The sequence below is a fragment of the Smaragdicoccus niigatensis DSM 44881 = NBRC 103563 genome, assembly GCF_000380645.1.
GTDB lineage: Bacteria > Actinomycetota > Actinomycetes > Mycobacteriales > Mycobacteriaceae > Smaragdicoccus > Smaragdicoccus niigatensis.
Window position 1 is genome coordinate 480,461 of record NZ_AQXZ01000017.1, and the last position, 25,675, is coordinate 506,135.

A 25,675-nucleotide genomic window follows, 5' to 3' on the forward strand; every position below is an offset into this window, starting at 1 on the left:
AGCATTGAGGCCGACCGCAAACTGCGGTCGGCCTCAATGCTTTGTGGTCGTGGACTAGGCGCGTACGGCGGGGCGTACGTGGGTCGTCGACGAAACCGGTGTCGTCGATTCGCGGTCCGAATAGTAGTAGTAGTAACCGTCCGAGTACGCGTTCGCTTCCTTCGACGGAACGAGGGTCAGCACCGTACCCAGCGTGGTCGCTCCAACGGCAGTGAAGTTGGAGAGCGACCGCGTCAGTTCCTCGCGCTTGACCTTTCCGTGGCGAACGATCATGAGGACGCCGTCCGCGACCGTGCCGAGGATCGCGGCGTCGACCGCGAGGAGCGTGGGCGGCGAGTCGATGATGACGTAGTCGAATCGCACCTTGAGCTCGTCGAGCATGGTCTTGAAGGCCTGTGAGCCCAGCAATTCGCTCGGGTTCGGAGGAACCGGACCAGCGCCGATGACGCTGAGGTTCGGGTACGACGTCTGCTGCATCACGTCCTCGACCGGTGCCCGACCCGACAGCACCGTCGTCAGTCCGACGCCGGAGACGAGACCCATGTACTTGGTCACGCGCGGTCGCCGGATGTCACCTTCGAGAAGGAGACACGAGTTGCCCGCCTCGGCAAGACAGATCGACAGGTTGATCGCGGCGGTCGTCTTTCCTTCTTCCGGCTTCGGACTGGTCAGCACGATGGCGCGTGGAGGGTGATCCACGTCCAGGAACTGCAGGTTGGTCCGGAGTGTTCGATAGGCCTCGGCGCTGCCCGATCTCGCGTCGGCGAAGTCGATGGTCGCCTTTCCTTCCAGCGCCCGGTCATAGGGGAGCTGGCCGACCTGCGGCATCTGGCTGACCTTCTCCAACTGGGTTCGGCTCTTGATGCGGTTGTCGAGACGATCGCGCAGTACCGCAAGCGAGAGACCGAGCGCGAGACCCACCAGAAGACCGAGTTCGACGTTCTTGAAGATGTTCGGAGACGCCGGACTGGTCGGCGTCACGGCACTCTGGATGATCGAGACCCGAGCGCTCGGTGGTCCGCCGCCGGCGGGAGTCTCGACTTCCTGAACGACTTCGATGAAGCCGTTGGCTGCGGCGTTCGCGAGATTGCGCGCGACGACCGGGTCACTGTCGGAAACGATGAGGTTGATGATCACGGTGCCCAGCGAGTTCACCGCGCTGATCTTCGCGGCGAGTTCCTGCGGTGTCATCCGCAGTTTGGAGTCAGCGATCGTCCGTTCCGCCACCGCCTGGCTCGTCACCAGGTACTGGTAGGACTTGACCTTTTGTTGCGACAGCACGGTTCCGGCGTACGCCTCGTTGACGTTGTCGCTTTCCGTCGCCCAGACATACAACGACGCAGACGCCTGATAGATCGGCGTCATCAGCAGCGAGGCGCCCAAGGCGAGCAGTGGGACCGCTGTCATTGCGATGACAATCGTGCGCCACCGAGCCCGGAGAATATTGAGGTAGTCCCGGAACTCCATGCGCAACTCACTTCCTTGTGCTATTGGCAGAAATTAATACTCACCCGATGGGGCGAGGAAAGTCTAGGCCCAAGTTGTCCCCCGAGGCAGGTGATTACACAGACGTCTGTCCTACAAGTGATACATAAGGATGGGACTCGCGGCTACCATTCAGTAGCGCGTGACAAGGAGGGGAGCCACAGTGCCCGGCGTCGTTGTGGGAATCGCGGTTGGACCGGACGGCGTTCGCGCCGTGCGATCAGACGCGCCGTCTCAGTGCGAGCACTGGCCTGCGGCGATTGGCTGGGATAAGGGCTGGACGCTGCGGGAACGCGTGGTCACCGCGATCGGTGTCATGCATATCCGGATCAAGCAGGGTCCGAATCACATCGAGTGCACGTCCGTGGCATGTACACCCGCCCAAGCCGACGAACTCAAGCTCGATCCGCATTTGCGGCAATTCGGAAACTTGACCTACGCCGAGCCCGAAGCCGCATTCTGGGCCGGGATTCGGGCAGCCGCGGAATTGCCGCCGAATACGTCGATCCTGCTGATGGATATCTCCGATTCCGCAGTGCGCGCCTGGCGGACGACGGCCGCTGCAGCCACCGGACAGATTATTGGCCGCAGCGCGCTCGATGATGATTCAGACGTGCGCGCGGCCGCCGTTTCCCTGGCCGAGGATGCCATCCGAACCGGCACGGTCGATGAGATCATCGTGCTCGGCGACCCGGCGCGGACTTCGACGGTCGCCACGGAACTCAAGACCCAGACCCAACTGCCGGTGCGAACCGACGCCGAGTTCGGCACGTTTGTCGCACGTGGTGCCACGCTCGTGGTGGGTCAGGCTGCGCCCGCGGAGTCGAGCGGTCCGCGGCACGCTGCCAAACACGCCAAGCCGGCCAAGCGCCGGTCGTGGCGCCGCTAGCCAGCCAACTGTCGATCGCATTCGCCCGAGGGAGTTAGATGCGAGTCCTGATGAGCGCGTACGCGTGCGTGCCCTATGCCGGGTCCGAGCCGGGCGTCGGCTGGGAAATGCTCGTCATGGCGGCCCGCAAGCACGACGTCACCGTGTTGACCACCGAGGTCAACGCGGCGCAGACGCGTGAGGCCTTGGAGCAGGCCGGCATTTCCAATGTGCAAGTCGTCGCCATCACAACGCCGAAGCCGCTGGCGGCGAAGGCCTACGGTTTCGGGCTCGGCCACCTCGACTACCTGTTGTGGCAGCGCCGAGCTCGCCGAGTGATCACCGAACTCGCGCCGGACCATGACGTCGTCCATCACGTCACCTACACGAGCGACTGGCAGCCGTCGGCCGCGCTTTCGCAGAAGAGCCTTCCGGTGGTGTGGGGTCCGGTCGGCAGCCTCGCGCCGGTGCCGTGGTTTCTCATCCCGTACCTCTTTCTCCGCAGCATCGGAGCGCAGGCGATGCGGCACATCGTCACTCGTCTGTTCCGGATCGGCCGACTGGCGCAGGTCAACCGCCCGGGCGTGGTCGTCGTGGCGGTCAGCGGTCACACCGCACGGTTCTTCCGGCGAGCGCGCAATATTCGTATCGAAGCGACCTGCGCCCTCGACCCGGTGTCCACTGCGCCCACCGCAGTTCCGGCACGCGCCACCGATCCCGGGCGTCGCACGATTCTGTTCGTCGGGCGGTTGGTGGCGTTCAAAGGCGCCGGCGTCGCCCTGGCGACGATGAAGAAGCTGCCGCCCGAGTGGCACATGGACATCTATGGCACCGGCGTCGAGGAGAAGCTGATCCAAGACCGCGCCGAACGGCTCGGTATCTCTGATCGAGTGCATTTCCTGGGTGTGCGTCCCCGCGCGGAAGTGGAGCAGGCGCTGCGCGATGCGGATGTTCTGCTCTTCCCGAGCATGAACGACGGCAGTTCGTACACGGTCGCCGAGGCCATCCGCGTCGGCTGCCCGGTCGTTTGCCTCGACCTCGGCGGACCGCCCGTGCTGGTCCAGGGCACATCGGGTGCGATCGTCAAGCCGGACCGCCACGCCGTGGCGAACCTGGCTCGGGCCGTTCAGACCGTGCAGCGTGACGAGCCCAGCGACCGATTCAGCCGGGAACGATTCCCGGACCTGCTGACCGAGTGGTACGAAACGGCCGTCGCCGATGCGGCGACGGCCGGTTAGCCCGGTGTTCCGCTAGGCGGGCACCTGCCAGTAGTGCTTGTCGACGAAGGTGATCTCCGGATGCGCCGCCAGATACTCGTCGGTGGCGACCCGGCAGCCGTCCCAGCTCTGGTAATCGTCGATGACGACATAGCCGCCCGGGCTCACGCGATCCACGAGAGCGTCGAGGACGTCCTTCACCGATTCGTAGAGGTCGGCGTCGATGTGCAGGACGGCGATCTTGTCGACGTGCACGCTTGGCAGTGTCTCGTTGAACCAACCCTTGACGATGCGGTAGTCGACGTCGGGTGCGTACTTGGCGAAGCCTTCCGCGAGCATCTGCTCGCTGCCCTTGAGTTCGCCCGCCCAGGAGGCATCCCGGCCGTCCTCTGCCGTCAGCGACGGCAAGCCCTCGAACGAATCCAAGGCCCACACAGTGCGGTCACCGGCGCCGGACCCGAGCAGGACGCTCGACCCGCCGTTGCGCGCGCCACAGTCGATGAGCGCACCGGGGACTCCGTTCCGGCGAATGTCGCGGGCGAGTGCATAGAGCGTGCGTCCGTGCCGCGAGGAAGTCATCGTCCAGCCGCCGCTGCGCAGTTTCGCGTGCAGCGCCGCGCCGCGCGCGAGATCGGCCGGGTGCAACAGTTCGCGCGGCCGAACGACATTGTGCGCGGCCATCTTCCGGGCCCAGAGCACCTTGTGTTGCAGCGTGGTGCCCTCGAGGCTGAAGCGTGGCTTATAGGTCATCGGGATGCCTCTCTCAAGGTGGGGGAGTCATTCTGGTCAGAGCGCATGGGGTAGCCGTACCGAGCGAGCATCGGTGCGCTGAGGGCGGTCACGAGACGGCGGTCCCGCGATCCGAGCCCGTTGCGCCATCCGGTGTCTTCCCGCAGGGTCACTTCGGAGCGACCGAAGCCGGAGGGGTTGCCCAGCAGGGCGTGGCCCTTCGGTATGTGCACGGTGCGCGATCCCAACTGGGTGGCCAAGCCGGACGGGGTTTCGATCTCCAGGCCGCGCAGGGCGGCTTCGACCGTGGGGCCGGGTGTGGACACGAAGTCCTCGTAGCGCATCCGGTGATAGGGAAGTCCGCGCCGCGCGATCGCTTCGGCGAGGGCATTGTCGACACACCACCGCGCCGCCGAGGCGGCCGGCTTGTGGGTCTTCATCTCGGTGAAGACGGCGTTCGCCGACGGGCGCGCCACGTCCTGCTTGGTCCACGAGTACGCGACACCGCGAGCATCGCGGACCAGGTGGAGCAGTCGCACATCGAGATCGTCCGAGGCGCTGAGGGCAACCGCCTGGGTGACGAGCTTGCTGGCGTCCACCACCACGTCGGCTTTGGCCACCTGGGCGACCGCACGGATCAGCTTCCCGAAGACTGCCGAGTACTCGATCACCGGTCCGCGACGATGGCGAATATCGAGCATCGTGGCGGGCAGCTTCGAGCGGGGCTGGACCTTCCATCGAAGATCGAACATGCGGAGCGCCTGCTCCCGCGTCCAACCGCCGAACGCGACATCGCCGACTTCGTTCCAGAAGTCGCAGGACCTGAAGTTTGTTCCGCACGAACACAGTTCGTCGTCGAGGACGCCGCGCGTCGCGAACTCGACGATCTCGCCGACATTGTGAAAGCCGCTCAGACTGCCGAGCACGAGTTCGAGAAGTGTGCTGCCCGATCGCCCGGGGCCAACGATGTAAACAACGACTTGTTTGGCAGGGGCTGATGGCACGGGAGGATGATACGCGGGAGCGTCCTGGGACGTCCTCGCATTCCGAATCGTACGTCTGTGACGGCTGTTAGCATTCGGGAGTCCGCGCGACCCCAGTGACGATCGTGCCCGTTCCCGGCGCCTCACAAGGCGTGGAGCGAGGCGCGTCAGGAAGTTGGCGACCCGACGTGAGCAGTACGTTGTCTTGGTCCAGCAACGACCGGGATCAGGCCCTGCGCAAAGCGATGCTCAACGGCGTGGTCATTCGGCTTCTGACGATTCCACTGGGCTTCGTGACGACTGCCCTGGCCACGAGGGATCTGGGTCCAGTCCGGTTCGGTGTCTTCGCCGCGGTCTTGTCGGCGATGACGATCCTGCTCGTGAGCGACTTCGGTACCGGCCGGGCAATGGCGAATCGGTTGGCCAGCGAGCACGGGCGCGACGACATCGCCGCGATGCGAACCACGATCGCCGCAGCGACTCTCACGACGACCGCGATGGGCATCGGTATCGGTGCGATCGCGTTCGCCAGCACGCTGTGGGTCAACTGGGCTGTCGTGCTCGGCGCGCCGCAGCTCTCCCGGGCGGAAGTGAACGCCGTCGTCTACGTGGTCGCGTTGTGCCTCGCCTTCGGGCTTCCGCTGAGTCGTGGCACCGGGGTGCTGTCGGGGATGCAACGCGAGGCCACAGCGCAGCGGTGGCTGCTGTGGGTCGCCCTGGGTGTCTTCTCCGGAATCGTCGCGTGCTTCCTCACCCATGCGCCGCTGTGGTGCTTCGTGGCGGCGAGCCTGGGCGTCCCGGTGGCCGTCAATGCGGTGCAGTTCTTCTGGGTCATGAATCGAACGTTCCCGGAGCTCAAGCCGAAGCTCAGCGAGGCGACCTGGGAATGCGCGCGTGACCTGTTCAAGTCGGGTCCCGCGTACGCCGCACTGCAACTGTCATCGCTCGCCATCAGCGCCGACATCGTGATCGTCGGACACCAGGTGGGCGCGCACGGTGCCGCGATTCTGTCGATTTCCACGAGCCTGTTCGCTCCCGTACTGACGAGTCTCGTCATCGCGTCGAATCAACTGTGGCCGGCGATGTCCGAGGCCGTCGCACGCGGTGATCACGACTGGGTCGTATCCCGGCTGCGAAAGGTTGTGCTCGGAACGCTCGTCGTCACCGTCGCCTCGTGCGGTGCGGTCGTCCTCATCGCGCGTCCAGTCTCGCGACTCTTCTTCGGCGCGGACTTCGTTCCGCCGTGGTCGGTGCTGCTGTTCGCCGCACCGTGGGTCGTGTACTCGGTGGTGATCTTCCAGGTGGGCGGAATGTTGGCCGCGATGGGCCGCGCCTCGAAGCAGGCCGCCATCTCGATGGTCGCCTTGCTGGTGAATGTCGCCGTCGTGTGGCTGACCACCGACATCATGGGCGCGCCGGGAGCCTATCTCGGCAGCGTCATCACCTACGCCGTGATCGTCGGCATTCCGTCCGTGATCATGGTGCGTTCGGCGCTCAAAGAACTGTCGGCCAAACGCTGATTCGCGCGTCCGGCCGACAGATTCAGTGCACGTGCTTCACTGCGGTTTGACGATGCTCCGTAGCGCGCGACGGGCGGCCACCAGTCGGTTCCGCACCGGGATCGGGATCCGGTTGATGACCTCGGTACGAAGTGCGCGTACCCCGGTCGCCGGGGTTGAACCCGGGCTGCGGTCGAAGGTCTCGGCGAGCACCTTCTTCTCGTGCTCGATCTCGTCGGTGGAGAGGGTGGCGGGCGCGGGACCCGACCCCTTCTGCCAGAAGACTCCGCTCCAGTCGACGGTGCGGATGAGATCGTCGATTCCGTTGTCCCGACGGAAGTCGTTGATCGCCTCGCGGCAGCCTTCGATCGCGTAGTCGTCGACGATGATGTACCCACCGTCGGAGACCTTGGAATAGAGGTTGACCAGCGCGTCGATGGTCGACTCGTACATGTCGCCGTCGAGCCGTAGGACGGCGAGCTTCTCGATGGGCGCACCCGGGAGCGACTCCGAGAAGAACCCCTTCAGGAAGACGACCTGGTCGTCGAGCAACCCGTAGCGACGGAAGTTCTCTGCGACCTGCTCCTCCGACACGGCAAGCTGCCGGAATCGGTGGAAGGGCGCGCCGAGGGCGTCGAGCGGGTACTTCGATGCGTTCGCCTTCGGCAAGCCCTCGAAGGAGTCCGCAACCCAGACCCGCCGGCTCTTGTCGCCGTGCGCCGCGAGGATGCCGCGCATGAAGATGCACGCACCGCCGCGCCAGACGCCGGTTTCGATGAGGTCGCCGGAGATGTCGTGCTTGAGAACGTCCTCGACACAGAACTGGAGGTTGTTCATGCGCTTGGCGCCGATCATCGAGTGCGCGAGTTTTGGCCAATCGCGCCCGTTCTCGCGCATCATCGCGCCATGGCTGTCGGCGTCGCGGCCGCTCGTGTTTCCGTCGGCGCCACGCCACAGCATCATGGTGAGCGAGTCACGCAGAAGGTCGATATAGCGATTGCGAATGTCATCCGAGGTCACGACGTCACCCAACTCGGCAGTGTTTGCGACACTGGTCGCACCATCAGTCACGGCAGCCATGCTAATGGGCAGTGTACGTTTTCTGTCGTCTAATCAGTCGACAACCATTCAGCGGACAATTCGGACGCGTTCAGTCGTCGATTCGGGCGAGATAAAAGCAGGCTTGATCGCCTTCGCCGGACTCGTTGAGCTCTCGTGCCCGGGCTTCCATCTGACGCACCTCGTCGGGCGTGAAGATCGCGTCCTTCGGTCCGGTCAGTAATGAACGTGGGTCCTCGAGGGGGATGTCGCGCTCGTACTGTTCGCTGCCCCAGATCTGCGCGGCCTGCGAATCCCGGATGGCATTCACGATCTTGAAGCCGGTCCGTTGTGCGAGTAATCCGAGGCTCGCCTCCGTCTGGATGCAGATGTGCCGCGGTGCGTCGAGTTGGACCCAGTTCTGTCGATACTTGCGCCACGCGTAGGAGTCGGCGACCGGAGTCCGGATCAACAGCAGTCCGCCAGGTGCCAGGAGGTCTGCGGTGAGCTTGAGCGTTGCTTCCGGGTCGAGCACGTGCTCGAACGAGTGGTGCATCATGACGAAATCGAACTTCTCGCCGGCGAGATCACCGAGTTCGCCCTTGATGATCCGTCCCGTGGTGCCGATCCTTCGGCTCGCGTCGGTGAACGGGTCGACACCCGTGACGTTCTTGAATCCGGCCTTGAACATGTCTTCCAAAAGGCGACCCGAGCCGCATCCGACATCGAGGATGCGGGCATCCCAGGCGAGCTTCGCGGGGATGACCCAGTTCGTCCAGTCCGGCTTGCCGAGTGCTCGCTCCAGGGCGCGCCCGACGAGCGATGGTTTGCCCAGGGCCTGGCGGGAACGAATCGTACGGAGCCGATCTTTGATGGGCTGCGCGCGACCAGCCATCGAGTAGTAGTCGGTCTCGTAGTACGGCGACAGATCGTCCGGAATATCCAGCAGCTGCAATGAGCCACACTCGACGCACTCGGCGTAGTGGAACTCCGTACGGAGACCGAACATCATCTCGCGCGCGGTGTACGTCTTGTTCCCACGGCTGTTACTGCAGATGCGGCAAACCGGTTCGGCCATGCGCGACTCCGACTTCGTCGTTGGTAGGGGGAGGGAGGTTGGGGGAAAGGGATCAGCGCCGAGCGAGTGCGGCGTGCCGGGCGGTCGTCGGGGTGAAGAGCTTGACGAGCGTCTTGCGGACGACGGGGGTGTTGCGTTCGAAAAGCCACCACAGTGGTACGACGAGCACCACGGTGACGGCACTCACCGCGTAGACGGCGATGCCCCGCGACAGCGCACTGTCACTCCACAATCCCGTCCCGGCGGCGATGATCAACTCGACGATCGGGCTGTGGAACGCGTACAGCGTGTAGGAAATGGTGCCGAGCTTGGCCAGGCGGGCGACCGACCGTCCGTGGAAGTACGTCGGGTTGGCGATCAGGATCACGATGAGCGGCGTGGCCGCGGCGCCGACGAGCAACAGGGTCGGCGGATACCCGGCGTGCATGAGGTTCGAAACGATCATGGCCAGGCCCAGGATGCACAGCGACGCGAAGACCGACAGTAGGTAGTGCTTCATCACGAAGCGCATGACCCCGTGCTCGCGGCTCTGCATGATCTTCGGCTCGAAGTAGGCAATGGCCGCGCCCAACAACCAGGCCGGCACGAACAGATAGACGTCCTTGCCGAAGAGGACCGAACCAGCGACGATCACCACGAGCATGGTGATTGCCTGCCGGTAATTGCCACGTCGAACCGTGTACCAGAGAGCCGCGAACGCGGCGAACAGGACGTAGAACCAGAATTCGAACGCCAGTGACCACAGGGGACCGTTCGACCCGAAGCTGGGGCACCGCGCGTACATGAGGAACACGGCGTTGCATGCTGCCGAAGACACCGTCAGCGGCTGGCTGCCCTCGGGAACCAGGCTGAACAGGTACGGGTAGTGCATGTGCGAGAACACGTTGAGAATCGCGGTCACGGCGAGCGCCGGCAGCAATACCGTCCACAATCGTGACAGACGGCTGCCCATATAGAACGACCAACTGAATCGGTTTGCCGCCTGGCCGCGAAGCACCTGGCCACCGACCAGATAACCACTGAGCACGAAGAAGACCGCCACTGCTTCGCGTGCGAATGATGTCGGAATCATCGACAGCAGTTCCAGGCCTCCGGTCGGGGTCTGCACGCCGGACATCTGAACTACCGTGCGGCGGGCATGGGCGAGTAGCACCAGCAACGCAGCAACACCGCGGACCACATCCAACGCCAGGTTGGCGTGCTTGTCCGGCGCAGGCGCCTCCATAATTCCTCCTCAGGTACGCGCACATGCTAGACCCCGGTCGTCGGGCGCGAACCCATAAACGAGTGGGTATTTGTCAAGCCCCAAAACGAAGGACGATTCGCCAGAATTTCGGCAGGAATCCCGACCGATCTGCGAGGCAGTTCGGCTAGGGTTTGTCCGCGCTATCCCGACCCATTGCGAGGAGCCACAATGCCGAAGCCGTCCCAGAAGACGACCGCTCTGGGTAGAGCCGGTTGGACGATCCTCGGGAAGGCGACGGCTCCGCTGCGTGGACGGGGTCTGGCGACCCGTTTCCCCATTCTGTGGACCGCACATTCGCGAGTGCGACGGGCGCTCGGCGTCAACCGCGTGCAAGTACTCGGCCACGATTTCGAGGTCGACGCCAACGACACCCTGCACATTGCAATGCGCGGTAGCTACGAACTCGAAGAGACCGCCTGGTACCAGGCGAACGTCAAGACCGGAGACGTGGTTCTGGAGGTCGGGGCGAACATCGGATACTTCACGTTGTTGTTCGCCAAGCTCGTCGGCCCGACGGGGCTGGTGCTCGCCTTCGAGCCGGACCCGGAGATCTCGGCAATCCTTCGCCGGAACGTCGCGCGGAACGGATACCACAACGTCGACATTCGCCAGGTTGCCGCCGGTGCGGTTTCCGAACAGCGGCAGTTGCACTACTCGAGCGAGAATCGCGGCGATAATCGCTTCTTCGCCCTCGACGGTGACACATCGTCGGTCGCGGTGGAAGTGCGTGCGCTCGACGATGAACTTGAGGGGCTCGGCCGTCCGATCGACCTGCTCAAGATGGACATCCAGGGCTTCGAGCCGATCGCCTTGGCCGGCATGCACCGCGTGCTGAGCACCAACCCACCCAAGCGGATCCTCATGGAGTTTTGGCCGGATGGGATCACGGCGATGGGCAACGATCCGGCGGCGCTGCTGACGACGCTGCGCGGTGCGGGTTACTCGATCGGCGAGCTCGACTCGGGCGTTGTCAAGCCGGTGGACGACGCGGAACTGACGGCACGATTCACGCCGGGCGACAAGCGCTGGGTCAACCTCGTGTGCGAGCGCCGCTCGTAGGTGCCCGGCGGTTCCCACGCGCAATGTCGATTTCGACCGAAACGCACCAATGCGACTTTGTAAACAATTCAACGACTTGACAGACGCCGCGGTACTTCCTCACTAGTGTTCCTCACGGCGTTCAGCAGGACGCCGCCGGCCACTGGAGGTCTGTCTTGATCGAGCTGCTGCGTCGTGCCGCTGCGGTCAGTCCAGATGGTGTCGCGGTGGTCGAGTCGGCCTCCAACGCTGTCACGTACCGCGATCTCCTGAATTCGAGTGAACGTCTTGCGTCGGCGATCGCGGCACGTGAGATCACCAGTTTCGGAATCGCGTCGACCGATGCCGCGCAGGTTCTCGGGCTGCTCGGTGCAGCGTCTCTGGTTGGTGCCCGAGCGTGTGTGCTGCCGCCGGTCGACCTGTCCGAAGCGCTCGTCATTGCCGACCGCTTCGATCTCGACGTGGTCGTCGCTCCGGACGTGCCCGCCGGCGAGTTCTCCAATGTTCTCCCGCTGGCGGAGCTGGAACTGGCGGCAAGCGAACCGATGGCGGGGAAGCTGCCGGCACAACGGCGGCACCTGGTCCTGACCACCGGTTCGACCGGCACTCCGAAGGGGATCGTTCACGATTGGTCGCGCTTGACCGAGCCTGCGCTGCGCGTGGACCCCGATCGACAATCGATGTCTCAGAAATGGCTGTTGGCCTATGGCGTGCACCAATTCGGCGGACTTCAGGTTCTCCTGCACGTGTGTGCCGTCGCTGCCACCTTGGTGGCGCCGGTTCCGCGTCGGCCCGCGGCCGGACTTGCGGCGATGCGCGAGTTCGGGGTGACGCATGCGAGTGCGACGCCGACGTATTGGCGGTTCCTCATGTCCGAGATGCGCGCGGACGGCGGGCCGCTTCCCGCACTCGAACAGATCACCATGGGCGGGGAGGCGTCCAGTCCGGACCTTCTCGATGCGCTGCGCGGGGAGTTCCCGCAAGCCCGGATCACCCAGGTGTATGCCGCCACGGAATTCGGTGCGATCAACGTGAGCGACGGCCTGGCCGGGCTGCCCCTGAGCCTGCTCGATGACGACAATCCGTCGGACGTCCAGTTGCGTATCGACAACGGCGAACTGTTGGTGCGGTCGCGAGTCGGGATGATCGCCGAATACGGGCGGGCCGCTGCGGCATCGGACGGTTGGCGGCCCACCGGCGACCTCGTCGAAGTCGTCGATGGCCGCATCCGCTTCCGCGGACGCACGTCCGAGGTGATCAACGTGGGCGGGGTCAAGGTCCACCCGTTGCCGGTCGAGGAACGCGTGACCGCGACGGCCGGCGTCCAGGCGGCGCGGGTTTTCGGGCGGTCGAATGCGCTGACCGGCATGGTCGTGGCCGTCGAGCTGGTGGTCGCACCCGGCTTCGTACGGGAGAACGTGATCGGAGCTGTGCGAAATGCCTGTCAGGATCTGGCCGCCGAGGCGCGTCCGCGCAGCGTGCGAGCGGTCGACGAGATTGCGTCAGTCGGCGGAAAAATCGTGAGGAGAACAGTCTAGTAATGACGGAACAGGGTCGAGTCGTCATCATCACGGGCGGCAGTCGTGGCTTGGGCGCCGGACTCATGCGGGCGTACCTGAAGCATGGCGATCGCGTCGCGACGTGCGCTCGCTCGCGCACCGCTGAGGTCGACGCCTGGGAGAGCGACCCGGAGACGCGGGATCGATTTCTCTTCTCGACCGCCGACCTGTCGCGTCAGGAAGAGGCGCGTTCGTTCGTTGGACAGGTCGTCGAACGTTGGGGTGCGCCGGACATTCTCATCAACAACGCCGGCGTGGCGCGGGACGGAATGCTGGCCCTCACCTCGGACGAGGACATCGACGTTGTCGTCGACCTGAATCTCAAAGGCACGTTCTATATGACGCGCCTGGTGAGCCGGCGCATGCTCGCCCGCGGCGGCGGACACATCGTCAACGTGTCGTCGATCGTCGGCCGAAGCGGCTACCGCGGTCTGTCTGTTTACAGTGCGACCAAGGCGGCGCTCGACGGGTTCACGCGCGCAATGGCGCGTGAGCTCGGGTCGCGCGGAATCATGGTCAACGCTATCGCGCCCGGCTATCTCGACACCGAGATGAGTGGCCAGCTCGAGCAGGGGCAGCTCACTCAGATCGTGCGGCGAACGCCCGCTGGTCGCCTCGGTACTCCGGAAGACATCGCCCGGACCGCCATGTTCTTGACCTCCCCGGACAACGGGTACCTGACGGGTCAGGTTCTCGTCGTCGACGGAGGTCTCACCTGCTGACGATCCGCCAGCAGTCCTGTCAACGCTCGACAAACCAGTTCTGGAAAGGAATGAAGTGCACCAGCAGACGGTATCGGTCATCGCGGTTATCAATGGGCTCCTGGAGCGCAACGGCAAAGCCGGTCTGCAGCTCGACGCGACGACCCCACTGTATGGCGACGAGAACGCGCTGAACCTGGACTCATTGCAGACCGCGGAGCTCTCCGCGATCCTCGAAGACGAACTGGGATCGGACCCGTTCAGTGCCGGGCTCAACGTGCGAACCGTCGGCGAGATCCTGGACTTCTACGCGGCCTGACGGGCTTCGCGCATCCAGGATCACACCAACTAATTGAGGATTGAAGTACATGCGCGCCCTGCTCACGACGTTGATCTTCCTGCTGCCGCCAGGCCGCCTGAAGAACCGATTGCTGAACGCTCTCGGACATGACGTCCATCCGAAGGCACGTGTTGGTATGTGCCTGGTTCGCAACGTGGACAAGTTCGAACTCGACGAGGGCGTCGGAATCGGACACTTCAACATCTTCCGCGGACTGGCGCTCGTTCGAATGGGCCGGGGGTCCCTCATCCACCAGTTGAACTGGATCACGGGATGTTCGGGGCATGAGGTCGGCGCGGAGGACAACGGCTATCTCCGGCAATTGCACATGGCGACGAACTCCCACATCGTGAGCCGGCACGTCATCGACTGCGGTGGCGGTCTGGTCATGGAGGACGACTCGTGGATCACCGGAGTTCGAACCACGGTGATGTCCCATTCGTTCGACCCGGTGAACGGTGGAGTCATGCTCCTGCCGGTGCGTTTGGAGAGCGGGTCCATCATCGCCACGTGTTGCACGGTGTTGCCGGGAAGCGTCATCGGTACGGACACGTTGGTCGCGGCCGGTTCGACGATCTGGGCCAAGCAGATTCTCAATGAGAAGTCGCTTTATGGCGGAGCGCCGGCGCGCCGGCTGGGGCCGCTCGAGCTTGCGGCCGTGTTGAAGCAGCGCAACCGGTACGTCGGCTAGCGCCGGGAAGCTCGCGGCAATCGCGTCAGCGGGCTTCCCATACGCGCTGGTAGACCGATAGATATTTGTCGACCGTCCGTGCCCAGGTGAACTGCTTCACCTGGACGAACCCGGCGCTCCGCATGCGGTCCGCAAGACCGGAGTCCGTCAGCAGACCTCCCAGATGGTCGGCCAGCGCAGCGTGGTCGGTGGGGTCGGCCGTCAGCGCCGCATCGCCGGCCACTTCCACCACGGGCGCAATGTTCGACGTCACGACCGGCAGTCCACATGCCATTGCCTCGAGCGGCGGCCAGCCCATGCCTTCCCACAACGACGGGAAGATCATGGCGTCGGCCGCGTTGAGGATCTCGACCAGTTCGTCGTCGGAGATGCGGCCGAGTTCGCGAATGTGATCGGTGACGCCGAAGGATTCGGTGAGCGCCGGTGAAATGGGATCGCCAACGTGCAGGAGCCTCGCCTCGACGCCCTGACGACGCACGCGTGCGAGCGCATCGACGATTCCGGTCATGTTCTTATAGGGCGAATTACCCACGTGGACAATCAACGGGCCGTGTTCGCCGAGCCGCGACCGGATCTCGGCCCGCTTGTCCTCGCTGAACTGGCGGAAACGTTCGTGAACGCCGACATGCGCAACGTCGATTCGCTCCGGATCGACGTCCAGCAATCGCACGATGTCGGCCTTGGTTGCCGCGGTCAGCGCCACCACCGCGGCGGCCTTGCGTAGGTAGCTGATGCTGAATTTGAACTGCGCGAGGTGACGGGGCGGAATCTTCTCGTCCGGAAACAGCTCCTTCGCCCGCAACAGGAACAAGTCGTGGCAGGAGATGATGGTCCGCCGCTTGGGCAGGAAGGCTGCGGTGTGTCCGAGCGAGTGGTCGGCGACGTGATAGATGTCCGCCTTGGCTCGGGCCGCACTGACCGGATAGAAGGCGAATCGTCCGGCCCAGTTCGACGTCGGGGGAGTCGGCCGCTGGACCGTGATCCCGCGTCCCTCGAGCCCGGCCGTCAGCTCGTCAGCGAGCCGGACCATGCTCGGCCGCCACTGTCCGACGGGGGAGATGAGCGTGGCGGTCTGCAGCGAGCGGTTCGAGTCGGTGTTCGACGAACGCACCGGTCAACTCCGTTCTACGGCCGCACGGGCCTGGTTGGCGCGGCGCTCGCCGAGCTTGCCGCCGATGAGCCCGGCCGTCGACATCGCGGTCCGGCGTGGTTCCCGTAGGGCGTTCTTGATCAGTCGGGTCAGTGCGCTGGGCTGACGGACATTCGACACCGCCCCCGGCGGACGCGGTGGGTGGTACCGCGCGACGATCTCGGCGCGGGACTCGCCGTAGCCCAGACCCTGGCGGTACCGGGCCCGGATCGTGTGGCGCAGGCGGTAGTGCACGACCGCCGCGGGCTCGAAGTGGATCTCCTCGCCGGCCGCGATGGCGCGCCAACAGAAGTCGATGTCGTCCCCGAGCCGCATTCGATTGTCGAAGCCGCCGACCTTCTCCCAGAGGGATCGATGGAAGCCCATGACGCACGTCGCCGCCGCCGGCAGATGGGCCATGTAGGTCTGGATGGATTCGGACTGCAATAGCTCGCCGAAGGGGAGTGCCCACGTGGGGTTGAGGCGGAGATAGTCGAGCCGCCCGGCGACCCAGTTGTGGTCTTCGAGTGCTTTCGCCATGCGTTCGACGTAATCGGGCGCGGCCAGATCATCCTGATCGAGCGTCAGGATGACGTCGGATTTCGCGGCCGCGATCCCGGTATTCCGGGCGAAGGCCGGACCACGTTCGCCGGTGGCGTCCAGGACGACCAAGGTGTGGAGCCGAGGACGGAACTGTTCACAAATCTGTCGCGTGTTGTCCGTCGAGCCATTGTCTGCGATCACGACCTCGAACGGTTCGGGAAACGTCTGGGTGGCGAGCGACTCGAGTTGTTCCGCCAATGCACTGCCCGCGTTGAATGCGGGGATCACGACGCTCAGCCGAATTCCGTCACCGGCGAATGACATTCGAAATCTTCCCATCGTCGCGAATTTGACGAGGTCACACTACAGCTTCCCGGTTGTTCGTTCGCCCGTATGAACCACCTACGACTACTACATTGTGTGTGGCAGTCGGGCGTCAGGAGAGAGGGGCATGTGATGCCGCAATTGAAAGCACCGCACTATGTGGGCGGTGTCGCGGCGGTCGCAGTCATGCTCTTCGGAACTCGCTGGGGTTCGCATTTGAAGGTGCCGCCGATCTATATCGGTGACGCGCTGATCCTTCTCGCCTTCGCGCACTACGGGATGCGCCGGATCTATTCCAGCGGCGAGCCGTCTCCACCGGGCCGTGACGCACTCCGAATGCTGTGGTGGCTCATGGGTTACGCGGGATTGCGGTGGTTGCTCTCCGGCGAAGTCAGTCTGGACTCCATTCGCGACGCTGCTCCGTACACGATCTACGTGGCCGTCGGATTGCTTGCCGGCGCCACCGTCGTCCACGAGTCCGTTCGAAAGCCCACCTACAACGTGCTCTTCTGGGCCCTCGCCGGACACGCGGCGTGGACGGTCTTCACGACGTTCATCAAAAAGGGCGGCATCCACATTCCGGGCATCACGCAGCAGATCTTCGAAGTGCGGCCCGATATCGACTATCCGATCGTCGGACTGTTCGCGGCATTGCTCATCGGCCAGATGAACTCGATGCCGAAGTGGCGTCCGGTCATCATGGCGGTGCTGGGCCTGTGCGGTGCGACCGTACTGTCGACGCAGAATCGCGCCGGCTTCCTGGGCGCCGGCATGGTGGTGTGTATCGGACTGTTCCTCGTGCTGAACGCACGCCACCGGGACAGCAGTATGGCCTACCTCGTGGCTGCCGCGATCCCGCTGGGAATGGTGGCCGCGGTGCCTGTCATCGCGTCGACGACGGTCGGCAAGCGCTTGCTGACGACGTTCACCCAAGACGATACGAACGCGGCGACGACCGATGGTTCGGCGACGACGAATACCCGGCGTGCGGCCTGGAATCAGCTGATCGAATGGACGAACTCGGACAGCCAGAGAATGGTGTTCGGGCACGGGTTCCGCGACAACATCATGGATATTTCGGGTGCCGGCGCCAAATTGAGTGTCGGACTCAACGAATCCGTGCGTGCGCCGCACAGCGGTTGGGTCAACACGTACGCGCACCTCGGGGTGGTCGGTTGTTTCATCGGCATCATCCCGCTGGTGGTCTTCCTCTTCCTCTTCTGGCGCGAACGACGTGACCTGGCCGAAGACCCGTTCCGGATGCTGATCTACTTGACGCCGCTGGCGCTGGCTCTGCCCATCAGCTTCGGTGTCATCCTCGAATCGCCGTTCGGCGCCATTCCGTTCTGGTGGTGCATCGGCGCGGCGCTCGCGCTCGACGGTGGCTCACCGCCGGCGTGGCTGCGGGAAATCGCGGAACGGGTGCGCCCCGCGAAACCGAAGGCACCGGAGACGAAGCCCGCCCTGCCAGTCATGCACTCCGCGCCGATGGTAGACCCGCGCTAGGCGAGTGCCGCGAAGACGATGACGTTCTGTTCGCTGGCGTCATAGTCCGTGTGGAAGAGGCCACCGCACGTCAGCAGTGCGATGCGAGCCTCCGGTGGATGCAACGTCAATGCGCTCTGCAGGGCGGTCGGGTCGGTCTTCGAAACCCCGGTCTGCACCTTAATGACCTTGAAGGTCAGCACCATGGAGCCGTCTTTGCTCTCCACCCGGATGAGGTCATCGTTCTTGAGCTTGTCGATGTCGTCGAACACGCCATATTGCGGTCCGGGCTGCGAGTGGCCGGTGATGACGGCCATGCCATCAGCGCCGGGTTGCGGGCCGTCCGACCACCATGCGGTCTGAACGAGGTCGGGGGGAACGCCGAATGTCGTCACGATCTGTCCGCCAAGGAACGGGTCGGCTGCCATGACGGTCGGCAAGGTCATGATGTTGGTGTTGATGCCGATCGCCGGGACGTAAAGCTGGCCCGGATCGATCGGAACGACCGGCACCGGATTGATCGCCGCGACGTTCGATGGCCGGGCGTGCGCGTTGCGGTCCCCGGCGGGAACGTTCGAGGCGGCGTCGGAGTTGCCGCACGCCACGGCAAAGGCAAAGACCATGGCGGTACAGGCGAGGAGGGACACGCCAGCCGCAATCCAACGGTTTGCGCGCGTGGACGCCTGACGTTTTACGGGCATCGACGCCGTCAGGCAGTGGCGAGCTGGCGGCGTCGCGCCGCGTAGGCTCCTGCGGCCAGAGTCAGCGCAAAGGTGCCGGCGAGGCGAATCGGCTCCCAGTTGCTGATGCCGCTAGTGGCGATCGGATCCGCGCCCGTCGGCGACTGCACCGGGTACATGCCGGGGGAGATGATCGGACGCGCAATGCCGGCCGGAAGTTGCGGCGAGTAGATCGTGTTCGCGCTGCCGGGTGTCACCACGATCGGGAACGAGCTGATCGGCGGGAAGACGATGACGATCGGCGGTGGCGGGTCGCCCGGCGTGGGTGGGTAGAACCCTGGGATCGCGGAGCCGACGCCGGTTCCGGCCGTCACTGCAGTCAAAACGCCGGCGGTCGCCATGAGGACCCGGGCTGAGTTTCGCCATGGCCGACTCATCGCAACTCCTTCGTTGAATCCAAACGCTGAGACAAGCCGAAGTGTACTCGCCGACAGCTCAAACCTCGCTGCCTTGACGGGCACGATTCGACATTCTTTCGTGATCAATTACAGGCCTTGAGCGAAATGGTCGTTTGGACCGGTTGCACGAGGGGCTGAATGGGAACTCGCGGCGCTCCCTGCGAGTTCGGTTCGACCAATTCGTACACGATTTCCGAGGGAATTCCGGGAGCGGTGTCGACTGTTGACAGCACCACTGGATGCCCGAGTTCGGACCCGAGTTGGTACTGGGCGTCGACGCCATTCACCTTCACCGATTTCACTTGTGCGAAGGCGGTTCCATAGAACGTCACGATCGATCTGTTGACGTACGGATCGCGGCCTCCGAAGACGGTACCGATGGCGTATGAGGGGAGTTGGCCGACCGGGACGTTGTTGGTCAGTCGCATTGTGACCGTCGTCGTCCGCTCACCGCTCTTCTGGCAGGTTTCTCCGGTGTACGAGATGCTCCGCGACAGGTAGTAATCGAGCTTGTTGCCGCCGCCGTTATTGACCACAACGCTGGCGTACGGCGTTCGATCGTAGGGGACCGTGTGACCGATCGGCGTCGTCGCGATGATCGTCTGTTCCTCGGGGTGGCTACTCCACGCCGACACCCGCGCTTCGCCGATCGACATGCTCAGGGCGCGGACCGCGCCAAACGTGCTGTTGGTTTTCGTCGTCACCGCCTCGGCGGCGACCTCGGCGATCGAGGTGAGGAATGCCTTTCGGCCCTCCTGATCGTCGGCGAATCGTTCGTACGACGTCTTCTCGGTGACCGGAACGACGTTGGCGGCGTTGATGATCCCGCCATCGGGAAGGGGCAGTGGACCGGTGACCGCCAGAATTCGGGAGAGCGCGAAGGGATCGACGGCAATGACGCCGTCGACGCGCATACCGGTCTTCATCTCCCACAGGTACTGCCAGGTCCGCGCCGCATCGGGGAAGTGCGGACTCATGTTCGAGTTGTACCAGTTGCCGGTTGCACCGAACTGGCTGTACAACCCCATGAAATCCGGACCGAGGTCGAGCGGCGGGAAGTCGCCGCGAAGTGAGACGTTGGTGCCGAAGTGATCGACATGGACCGACCCGTTTTCCGCCCGGAGAAGTCCTGCACCACCCACGAATCCGCCCGTGCCACGCGCCTCGGCGTTGGTCTGATAGATCAGCAGATAGGTGCGCGGGCCGTCGCGGCCCAGCACGGTCGGCAGTACTTGCGCGGCTTTTCGCAGGTGCTCCACCATCGTCGTCATCTGGATGATGTCGGACTTCGCCTTGTCGATGGTGTCGTTGAAGAATGGAAGCCACTCGACGCGACTGATCTTCGACGTTTCCCACCGGGCGGCGTTCGCCTGGTCGGCGGCCTCGATCGCGTCCGGAGCAGCCGCCTCGAGGACCGCGAGATTGACGCCGCCGTCGGACCGGCGGAAGTCCGGCCGGCTCATCGACGACACCGCCGTGAATGCCTTCGGGACCACCTTCTCGGCCACGATCGCCACGGAGTTCACCAGGTGACGCACGGTCTGTAGAGGCGTTCCGACGACCGGGAGATTGGCGGGTGCTACCCAGACGAACGAATTCGCCAGTTTCCGTGCTTCCGACGCCGCGTCGGCGCCGTTGGTGGTGGCCTCGTTCGCGGTGCTCATGTCGCCGGCGAGCATCGCCGCTTCGGCGGTTCTGATGTTGTTCCGAACGGAGGTCATGTCGTAGTAGACGCGCCAGACCATCAGGCCGAACGTCACGACGAACAGCACGGCGAAGATCCCGACCCCGTAGAGCCCCCACCGGACCAGTTCGCGCTGCGAAGCGGTGGGCACGTTGAATTTGAGCGGCCCGATCTTGACGGTGCGACGTTTGCGCTTGCGCGTGCGGGCGACCGGGGCTTCCGTCGGCTCGCTCGATACGCCGGAGACTTCGGGCGCAGTGACGTGCTCGACAACAGGTGTGGGTTCGCGACGACGCCGACGACGATTCGACGGGGGACGGTTCGAACCGGAGTGGCGAGCAGTGTGTCTACCCACGGCCGGCGCTCCAGCATGCGCGGGTGAGGTCGTCGTGCATCGTTGCCGGACCGCCGCTTTCGCGCATTCGACCCTCCTTGAGTCGGCTCATCCTACGTGGAGACAAATGTGGCGCAAGTGAAATCGGTGCCGAACAAATTGATGTCGCAACAAGCTGGTAATAACAGGTTCCGAGTCTCTTATTGGGCCCGGTAAGAACCTCTGACCGGCTTGTGTCAATTCGGTGCCAAATTGAGCCTAAGCTGTAACAATTCCAACTGGTTGACAAGGCAGTCGACCAGTTGCGTCCTGGCGAGGGGAACGACGTTTATGTCTGCGGCCGCGCATTTTGCAGCGGAGGAATCCAAAGAACCTGAGCACTGGTTACCGGAGCCCAAGGTTCGCAAGGCAGCGTGGCGCCCGCAGTTGGTCAACGGTATTCGTATTACCGACGCGATGGCTGTCACGGTAGCGGTGTTTGCCGGGCAATTCGGACGTTTCGGATTCCGCACGCATCCGATCGTCGCGCCGGTTGACTCCGAATTCACCTACACCGCGTTGTCGATTCTTCTGATTCTCAGCTGGTTGTCGTTGTTGTCGATGCTGCGGACGCGGACACCGTGGATCGTCGGCTCGGGACCGGAGGAGTACCGCCGGGTTATTGACAGCACGCTCCGGCTCTTCGGTGGCATTGCCATCGTGGCCTTGGTTTTCCAGCTGAATATCGCCCGTGGGTACCTCGCCATTGCCCTGCCGCTGGGACTCGTCCTGCTGCTGTTTTCGCGATGGTTGTGGCGGCAGCGTCTCGTGGCGAAGCGACGGGCCGGTGCCTCGCTGTCGCCGGTCGTGGTGATCGGTAACCCCGATGCAGTCCGCGAGTTTGCCGTGCGGTTCTCGGGTTCCCCGAGCGACGGCCTGCAGGTTGTCGGTGCCTGCGTTCCGGGTTACGCCGGTCGACGCGGCAAGGTGATCCACGGCGGGAACCGCATGATCCCGATCTATGGCGACGAGCGGTCGATCCTCGAAGCGATCGAACACTTCGGCGCCGACACGGTCGCCGTGACGGCGACCGAGCAACTCGGCTCGCGGGGAATCAAGGAACTGATCTGGACCCTGGAGCCGTATGACATCGAGTTGCTCGTGACCCCGGGTGTTTCCGACGTGGCGGGCTCGCGCATGATGCTGCACCCCGGCAACGACGTGAACCTGATTCACATCAGCAAGCCGACCTACTCGGGCGCGCAGCGGGTGGCGAAGACGACGTTCGACCTGTTGTTCGCGACGATGGCGCTGATCGCGGTCGCTCCGGTGATGCTCATCATTGCGCTCTGTATCAAGCTGTCCAGCCGCGGTCCGGTCTTCTATGCCGCGGAACGCGTCGGGCTCAACGGCAAGCCGTTCAGCATGCTCAAATTCCGGTCGATGGTCGTCGATGCCGACGCGCGACGCGAAGAGCTCGAGCACCAGAACGAGGCCGGCGGTCCGCTGTTCAAGATCCGCGAGGACCCGCGCGTGACGGGCGTCGGCAAGATCATCCGGCGCTACAGCCTCGACGAGCTGCCGCAGTTCATCAACGTGCTCAAGCGCGACATGAGCATCGTGGGACCGCGCCCACCGATGGCGAACGAAGTCTCCACGTACGACGGTGCCGTACACCGGCGTCTGCTCGTGCGTCCCGGTCTCACCGGCCTGTGGCAAGTCAGTGGTCGGTCGGACCTCTCGTGGGACGAGAGCGTGCGCCTGGACCTGTACTACGTCGAGAACTGGTCGCTCGTCACCGACTGCCTCCTCGTCCTCAAGACGATCCGCGCCGTGGTTCGACCCAACGGGGCGTACTGACCCAAACAAAAGTCACGGTGGGCTGGCTGCCCACCGTGACTCTTGCGTCCTGCTGTGTTGCCCGTCAGTACCGTCCGAAGGCGACAGCCACGTTGTGGCCACCGAATCCGAACGAGTTGTTGAGCGCGTACTCGATCTTCTGTTCCCGGGCGGTTCCGTGAACGACATCGAGGTCGATCTCGGGGTCCTGGTTCTCCAGGTTGAGCGTCGGCGGCACGATTCCATCGCGAACGCTGAGCACCGTGAGAACCGACTCGAGTGCACCAACGGCGCCGATCGAGTGGCCCAGCGCCGACTTCGGTGCATACACCGAAACGTGGTTGCCGATGGCCTTGTTGATGGCCTTCGACTCGGCGAGGTCGCCGAGACCGGTCGACGTTGCGTGAGCGTTGACGTGGTCGATGTCCCGCGGTTGAAGACCCGCGGACATCAACGCCCGACTCATCGCCCGCGCCGCACCGGTGCCGGCCGGGTCCGGCGCGACAAGGTGGTACGCGTCGGACGTGATGCCGGCTCCGAGGAGCCGAGCGTGGATCGTGGCACCGCGTGCAATGGCGTGCTCTTCGGTCTCGACGGTCATGAGCGCTCCCGCTTCGCCGAAGACGAAGCCGTCGCGGTCCCGGTCGAACGGGCGAGAGGCGCGCTTCGGTTCGTCGTTGCGCGTGCTCAAAGCCCGCATGACCGAGAACGTCGAGATCGCCAACTCGTGGATGAACGAGTCGACTCCGCCGGTGACCACCATGTCGGCGTCGCCCATGACGATCATCCGCCATGCGTTGGCGATCGCCTCGTTCCCGGACGAGCACGCGGAGACCGCAGTGCTCGCCCCGGCCCGGGCGCCCAACTCCAGCGCCAGCACGCCCGCCGGACCGTTTGGCATCACCATCTGCACAGCGAGTGGTGACACCTTGCGGTAACCGGCCGTGTGAATGGTGTCCACGGCTTCGATGAGGCGCTCGGCGCCACCGATGCCGGTGCCGAGCGAGACGGCGAGGCGATCGTGATCGACCTCGGGACTTCCGGCGTTCCGCCACACCTCGCGCCCGAGAACGCACGCGAGTTGCTCGACGAAGGACATCCGGCGGTTCTCGAGACGAGTCAGCAAAGTCTCCGGATGCACCTTCAGGTGCCCTCCGATGCGGACCGGCAGGTCGTACTTTGTGATGAACTCGTCTTCGAGCGTCTCGATACCGCTCTCGCCGTTGAGCAGGCCCTTCCACGTGGCGTCGACGTCACCCGCGATTGCTGTCGACGCCGCCAAGCTGGTCACGACGACGTTGGGGAAGTTTCCACTCCGAGTGGAAGGAATGCTCATTTGTCGACTAGCCTTCCTGGCCGGCTTCGAACTTTGCGCGAACCGCTGCGGCGACCTCGGTGTCCTCGGACTCGAGCTTGAGGATGTAGTTGACGGCGTCACCGACCGTGCGCAGCGAAGCGAGGTCCTCGTCCGGAATCTTGACGCCGTACTTGTCCTCAGTCTGGACTGCGATCTCGACCATCGACAGCGAGTCGATGTCCAGGTCGTCAACGAAGGACTTCTCGACAGTGACCTCAGACGGCTCGATGCCGGTCACTTCCTCGATGATCTCCGCAAGACCGGCGATGATTTCTTCCTGAGTGGCCACGATGTGGCTCCCTTCTTCGTTGGCTAACTACAACTTCGATACAGCGGAAACTGCCGGCGTGAGTTTCTCCCTGAACGCCGGCGGAGGAATCAGACTGATCCGGCCAGTTCGGCCAGAGCGGTCAGATTGTCGGGAGTCTTGAGGGCGAGGATCGTCGTTCCCGGCAGTTCGCGCTTTGCGATGCCGGCGAGCGTGCCCGCGGGAGGAAGTTCGGCAACAGTGGTGACCGACGCATCACGCATTGCCTGGCTGCACAGGTCCCACCGCACGGGGCGCGTGACCTGAGCGGCGATCTTGGCGAGCGTATCAGCGCCCGAGGTGACCGGCTGACCGTCGGAGTTCGAGAGCAGGGTCAGTTCCGGCTCTGCGGGGGTGATCTTCGCGGCGGCGGCCGTGACCGCGTCCTGAGCGGGCTGCATGAAGGCCGTGTGGAAGGCGCCAGCGACCTTGAGGGCTCGAACGCGTGTCTTTGCCGGAGGTTCTGCCGCAAGGGCCTCCAGAGCGTCCAGGGGGCCCGCAGCGACGATCTGGCCGACAGCGTTGCGGTTGGCCGGGATGAGTCCGAGTTCGTCGAGGCGCGCAAGCACCTCTGCTTCATCGCCGCCCAGCAACGCCGACATGCCCGTGGGGGTGAGGGCACACGCCTTGGCCATCTCCGCGCCGCGGATGGCAGCGAGAGTGACCGCCTGCTCGCTCGTGAGCACGCCGGCGACGGCCGCAGCGGCAAGCTCGCCGACCGAGTGTCCGGCGACAACTGCGCTGCTTGGTGCGAGACCGCGGGAGCGGATCTCTTCGTACGCCAGAAGGGCCGCAGCCACCACAAGGGGCTGCGTCACCGCCGTATCGGCGATCTCGTCCGCATCCGCCTCCGTACCGAGGCGAACGAGGTCGAGCCCCGACGCGTGCGACCAGCTTTCCAGCCGTTCGCGCGCGCCTTCAAGCTCGAGCCAAGGGGCGAGCATTCCTGGCGTCTGGGAACCCTGTCCGGGAGCAAGCAATGCGATCACGCTAAAAGAAAACACCCGACACTCCGGTTTCAATGATGTTCGCCACGATGAAGCTTACAACCGTGTTTTGTAGGAACCCTACAAAAGAGGTCTCA

Annotated in this window: 24 protein-coding genes; 10 read left to right on the plus strand and 14 right to left on the minus strand. The window is 64.3% G+C overall.

Translation table 11 applies throughout. The features are described from left to right. Positions 1 to 54: 54 nt before the first annotated feature. A complete protein-coding gene (locus tag F600_RS0115060) occupies positions 55 to 1,467 on the minus strand; it encodes a tyrosine-protein kinase domain-containing protein (protein ID WP_018161454.1) in 1,413 nt (470 codons plus the stop codon). A gap of 181 nt (positions 1,468 to 1,648) precedes the next feature. Here F600_RS0115060 and F600_RS0115065 point away from each other — a divergent pair, with 181 nt between their 5' ends. Beyond that, positions 1,649 to 2,374 (plus strand): hypothetical protein, encoded by a 726-nt coding sequence (locus F600_RS0115065; protein ID WP_026306565.1) that lies wholly within the window; start codon positions 1,649 to 1,651, stop codon positions 2,372 to 2,374. 38 nt (positions 2,375 to 2,412) lie between these two features. Continuing rightward, the gene (locus tag F600_RS0115070) at positions 2,413 to 3,591 is read left to right on the plus strand and encodes a glycosyltransferase family 4 protein (protein WP_018161456.1); all 1,179 of its coding nucleotides are present in this window, start codon (positions 2,413 to 2,415) and stop codon (positions 3,589 to 3,591) included. Between the two features lie 12 nt (positions 3,592 to 3,603). Here the strand turns inward: F600_RS0115070 and F600_RS30515 are convergent, their stop codons facing one another. After that, on the minus strand, positions 3,604 to 4,320 hold the full coding sequence (locus tag F600_RS30515) for a TylF/MycF/NovP-related O-methyltransferase (RefSeq protein WP_018161457.1): 717 nt from the start codon (positions 4,318 to 4,320) through the stop codon (positions 3,604 to 3,606). Then, the gene (locus tag F600_RS28500) at positions 4,317 to 5,303 is read right to left on the minus strand and encodes a sulfotransferase (RefSeq protein WP_162141424.1); all 987 of its coding nucleotides are present in this window, start codon (positions 5,301 to 5,303) and stop codon (positions 4,317 to 4,319) included. The genes F600_RS30515 and F600_RS28500 overlap by 4 nt, the downstream gene beginning before the upstream one ends. 167 nt (positions 5,304 to 5,470) lie before the next feature. Here F600_RS28500 and F600_RS0115085 point away from each other — a divergent pair, with 167 nt between their 5' ends. Next, positions 5,471 to 6,802, plus strand: a complete 1,332-nt coding sequence (locus F600_RS0115085; RefSeq protein WP_156024603.1) for a lipopolysaccharide biosynthesis protein — start codon at positions 5,471 to 5,473, stop codon at positions 6,800 to 6,802. A gap of 36 nt (positions 6,803 to 6,838) precedes the next feature. On the opposite strand, the gene F600_RS28505 is transcribed toward F600_RS0115085, so the two are convergent. The 3 genes from F600_RS28505 to F600_RS0115100 form a co-directional block, all read right to left on the minus strand. Next, positions 6,839 to 7,861 (minus strand): TylF/MycF family methyltransferase, encoded by a 1,023-nt coding sequence (locus tag F600_RS28505; protein ID WP_018161460.1) that lies wholly within the window; start codon positions 7,859 to 7,861, stop codon positions 6,839 to 6,841. Between the two features lie 70 nt (positions 7,862 to 7,931). After that, on the minus strand, positions 7,932 to 8,897 hold the full coding sequence (locus F600_RS0115095) for a class I SAM-dependent methyltransferase (protein WP_018161461.1): 966 nt from the start codon (positions 8,895 to 8,897) through the stop codon (positions 7,932 to 7,934). 52 nt (positions 8,898 to 8,949) lie between these two features. Beyond that, entirely contained in the window at positions 8,950 to 10,122 is a 1,173-nt protein-coding gene (locus tag F600_RS0115100; protein ID WP_018161462.1) for an acyltransferase family protein, read from the minus strand. Between the two features lie 189 nt (positions 10,123 to 10,311). Between F600_RS0115100 and F600_RS30520 the strand changes: the two genes are divergently transcribed. The 5 genes from F600_RS30520 (at position 10,312) to F600_RS0115125 (ending at position 14,472) form a co-directional block, all read left to right on the plus strand. Next, on the plus strand, positions 10,312 to 11,202 hold the full coding sequence (locus F600_RS30520) for an FkbM family methyltransferase (protein ID WP_018161463.1): 891 nt from the start codon (positions 10,312 to 10,314) through the stop codon (positions 11,200 to 11,202). A gap of 155 nt (positions 11,203 to 11,357) precedes the next feature. Then, positions 11,358 to 12,719: a class I adenylate-forming enzyme family protein gene (locus tag F600_RS0115110; RefSeq protein WP_018161464.1), complete on the plus strand. Its 1,362-nt coding sequence runs from the start codon at positions 11,358 to 11,360 to the stop codon at positions 12,717 to 12,719. 2 nt (positions 12,720 to 12,721) lie between these two features. Next, positions 12,722 to 13,462, plus strand: a complete 741-nt coding sequence (locus F600_RS0115115) for an SDR family NAD(P)-dependent oxidoreductase (protein ID WP_018161465.1) — start codon at positions 12,722 to 12,724, stop codon at positions 13,460 to 13,462. Between the two features lie 55 nt (positions 13,463 to 13,517). Then, the gene (locus F600_RS0115120) at positions 13,518 to 13,760 is read left to right on the plus strand and encodes a hypothetical protein (RefSeq protein ID WP_018161466.1); all 243 of its coding nucleotides are present in this window, start codon (positions 13,518 to 13,520) and stop codon (positions 13,758 to 13,760) included. A 49-nt stretch (positions 13,761 to 13,809) separates the two neighbouring features. After that, a complete protein-coding gene (locus tag F600_RS0115125; RefSeq protein ID WP_018161467.1) occupies positions 13,810 to 14,472 on the plus strand; it encodes an acyltransferase in 663 nt (220 codons plus the stop codon). Positions 14,473 to 14,497: 25 nt separating this feature from the next. Here F600_RS0115125 and F600_RS30525 read toward each other — a convergent pair whose 3' ends face one another. Then, positions 14,498 to 15,583: a glycosyltransferase family 4 protein gene (locus tag F600_RS30525; protein ID WP_018161468.1), complete on the minus strand. Its 1,086-nt coding sequence runs from the start codon at positions 15,581 to 15,583 to the stop codon at positions 14,498 to 14,500. Between the two features lie 3 nt (positions 15,584 to 15,586). Continuing rightward, positions 15,587 to 16,468 carry a glycosyltransferase family 2 protein gene (locus F600_RS28520; protein WP_018161469.1) on the minus strand — a complete coding sequence of 294 codons (882 nt, stop codon included), beginning with the start codon at positions 16,466 to 16,468 and terminating at the stop codon, positions 15,587 to 15,589. A gap of 132 nt (positions 16,469 to 16,600) precedes the next feature. Here F600_RS28520 and F600_RS0115140 point away from each other — a divergent pair, with 132 nt between their 5' ends. Then, a complete protein-coding gene (locus tag F600_RS0115140) occupies positions 16,601 to 17,974 on the plus strand; it encodes an O-antigen ligase family protein (protein ID WP_162141425.1) in 1,374 nt (457 codons plus the stop codon). Here F600_RS0115140 and F600_RS30530 read toward each other — a convergent pair. From F600_RS30530 to F600_RS28530, 3 genes are all read right to left on the minus strand, one after another. Further along, on the minus strand, positions 17,971 to 18,600 hold the full coding sequence (locus F600_RS30530; RefSeq protein ID WP_245541543.1) for a class F sortase: 630 nt from the start codon (positions 18,598 to 18,600) through the stop codon (positions 17,971 to 17,973). The genes F600_RS0115140 and F600_RS30530 overlap by 4 nt on opposite strands. A 62-nt stretch (positions 18,601 to 18,662) precedes the next feature. Then, a complete protein-coding gene (locus F600_RS0115150) occupies positions 18,663 to 19,070 on the minus strand; it encodes a hypothetical protein (RefSeq protein ID WP_156024604.1) in 408 nt (135 codons plus the stop codon). Between the two features lie 104 nt (positions 19,071 to 19,174). Continuing rightward, complete coding sequence (locus F600_RS28530; RefSeq protein ID WP_018161473.1) at positions 19,175 to 21,130, minus strand: DUF4012 domain-containing protein; 1,956 nt, start codon at positions 21,128 to 21,130, stop codon at positions 19,175 to 19,177. A gap of 309 nt (positions 21,131 to 21,439) precedes the next feature. On the opposite strand from F600_RS28530, the gene F600_RS0115160 reads away from it, so the two are divergent. Then, positions 21,440 to 22,948 carry a sugar transferase gene (locus F600_RS0115160; RefSeq protein WP_018161474.1) on the plus strand — a complete coding sequence of 503 codons (1,509 nt, stop codon included), beginning with the start codon at positions 21,440 to 21,442 and terminating at the stop codon, positions 22,946 to 22,948. A 64-nt stretch (positions 22,949 to 23,012) separates the two neighbouring features. Here F600_RS0115160 and F600_RS0115165 read toward each other — a convergent pair whose 3' ends face one another. From F600_RS0115165 to F600_RS0115175, 3 genes are all read right to left on the minus strand, one after another. Further along, on the minus strand, positions 23,013 to 24,263 hold the full coding sequence (locus F600_RS0115165; protein ID WP_018161475.1) for a KasA/KasB family beta-ketoacyl-ACP synthase: 1,251 nt from the start codon (positions 24,261 to 24,263) through the stop codon (positions 23,013 to 23,015). A 7-nt stretch (positions 24,264 to 24,270) separates the two neighbouring features. Beyond that, the gene (gene acpM, locus F600_RS0115170) at positions 24,271 to 24,576 is read right to left on the minus strand and encodes a meromycolate extension acyl carrier protein AcpM (RefSeq protein WP_026306567.1); all 306 of its coding nucleotides are present in this window, start codon (positions 24,574 to 24,576) and stop codon (positions 24,271 to 24,273) included. Between the two features lie 86 nt (positions 24,577 to 24,662). Then, the gene (locus tag F600_RS0115175; RefSeq protein WP_018161477.1) at positions 24,663 to 25,580 is read right to left on the minus strand and encodes an ACP S-malonyltransferase; all 918 of its coding nucleotides are present in this window, start codon (positions 25,578 to 25,580) and stop codon (positions 24,663 to 24,665) included. Positions 25,581 to 25,675 lie beyond the last annotated feature (95 nt).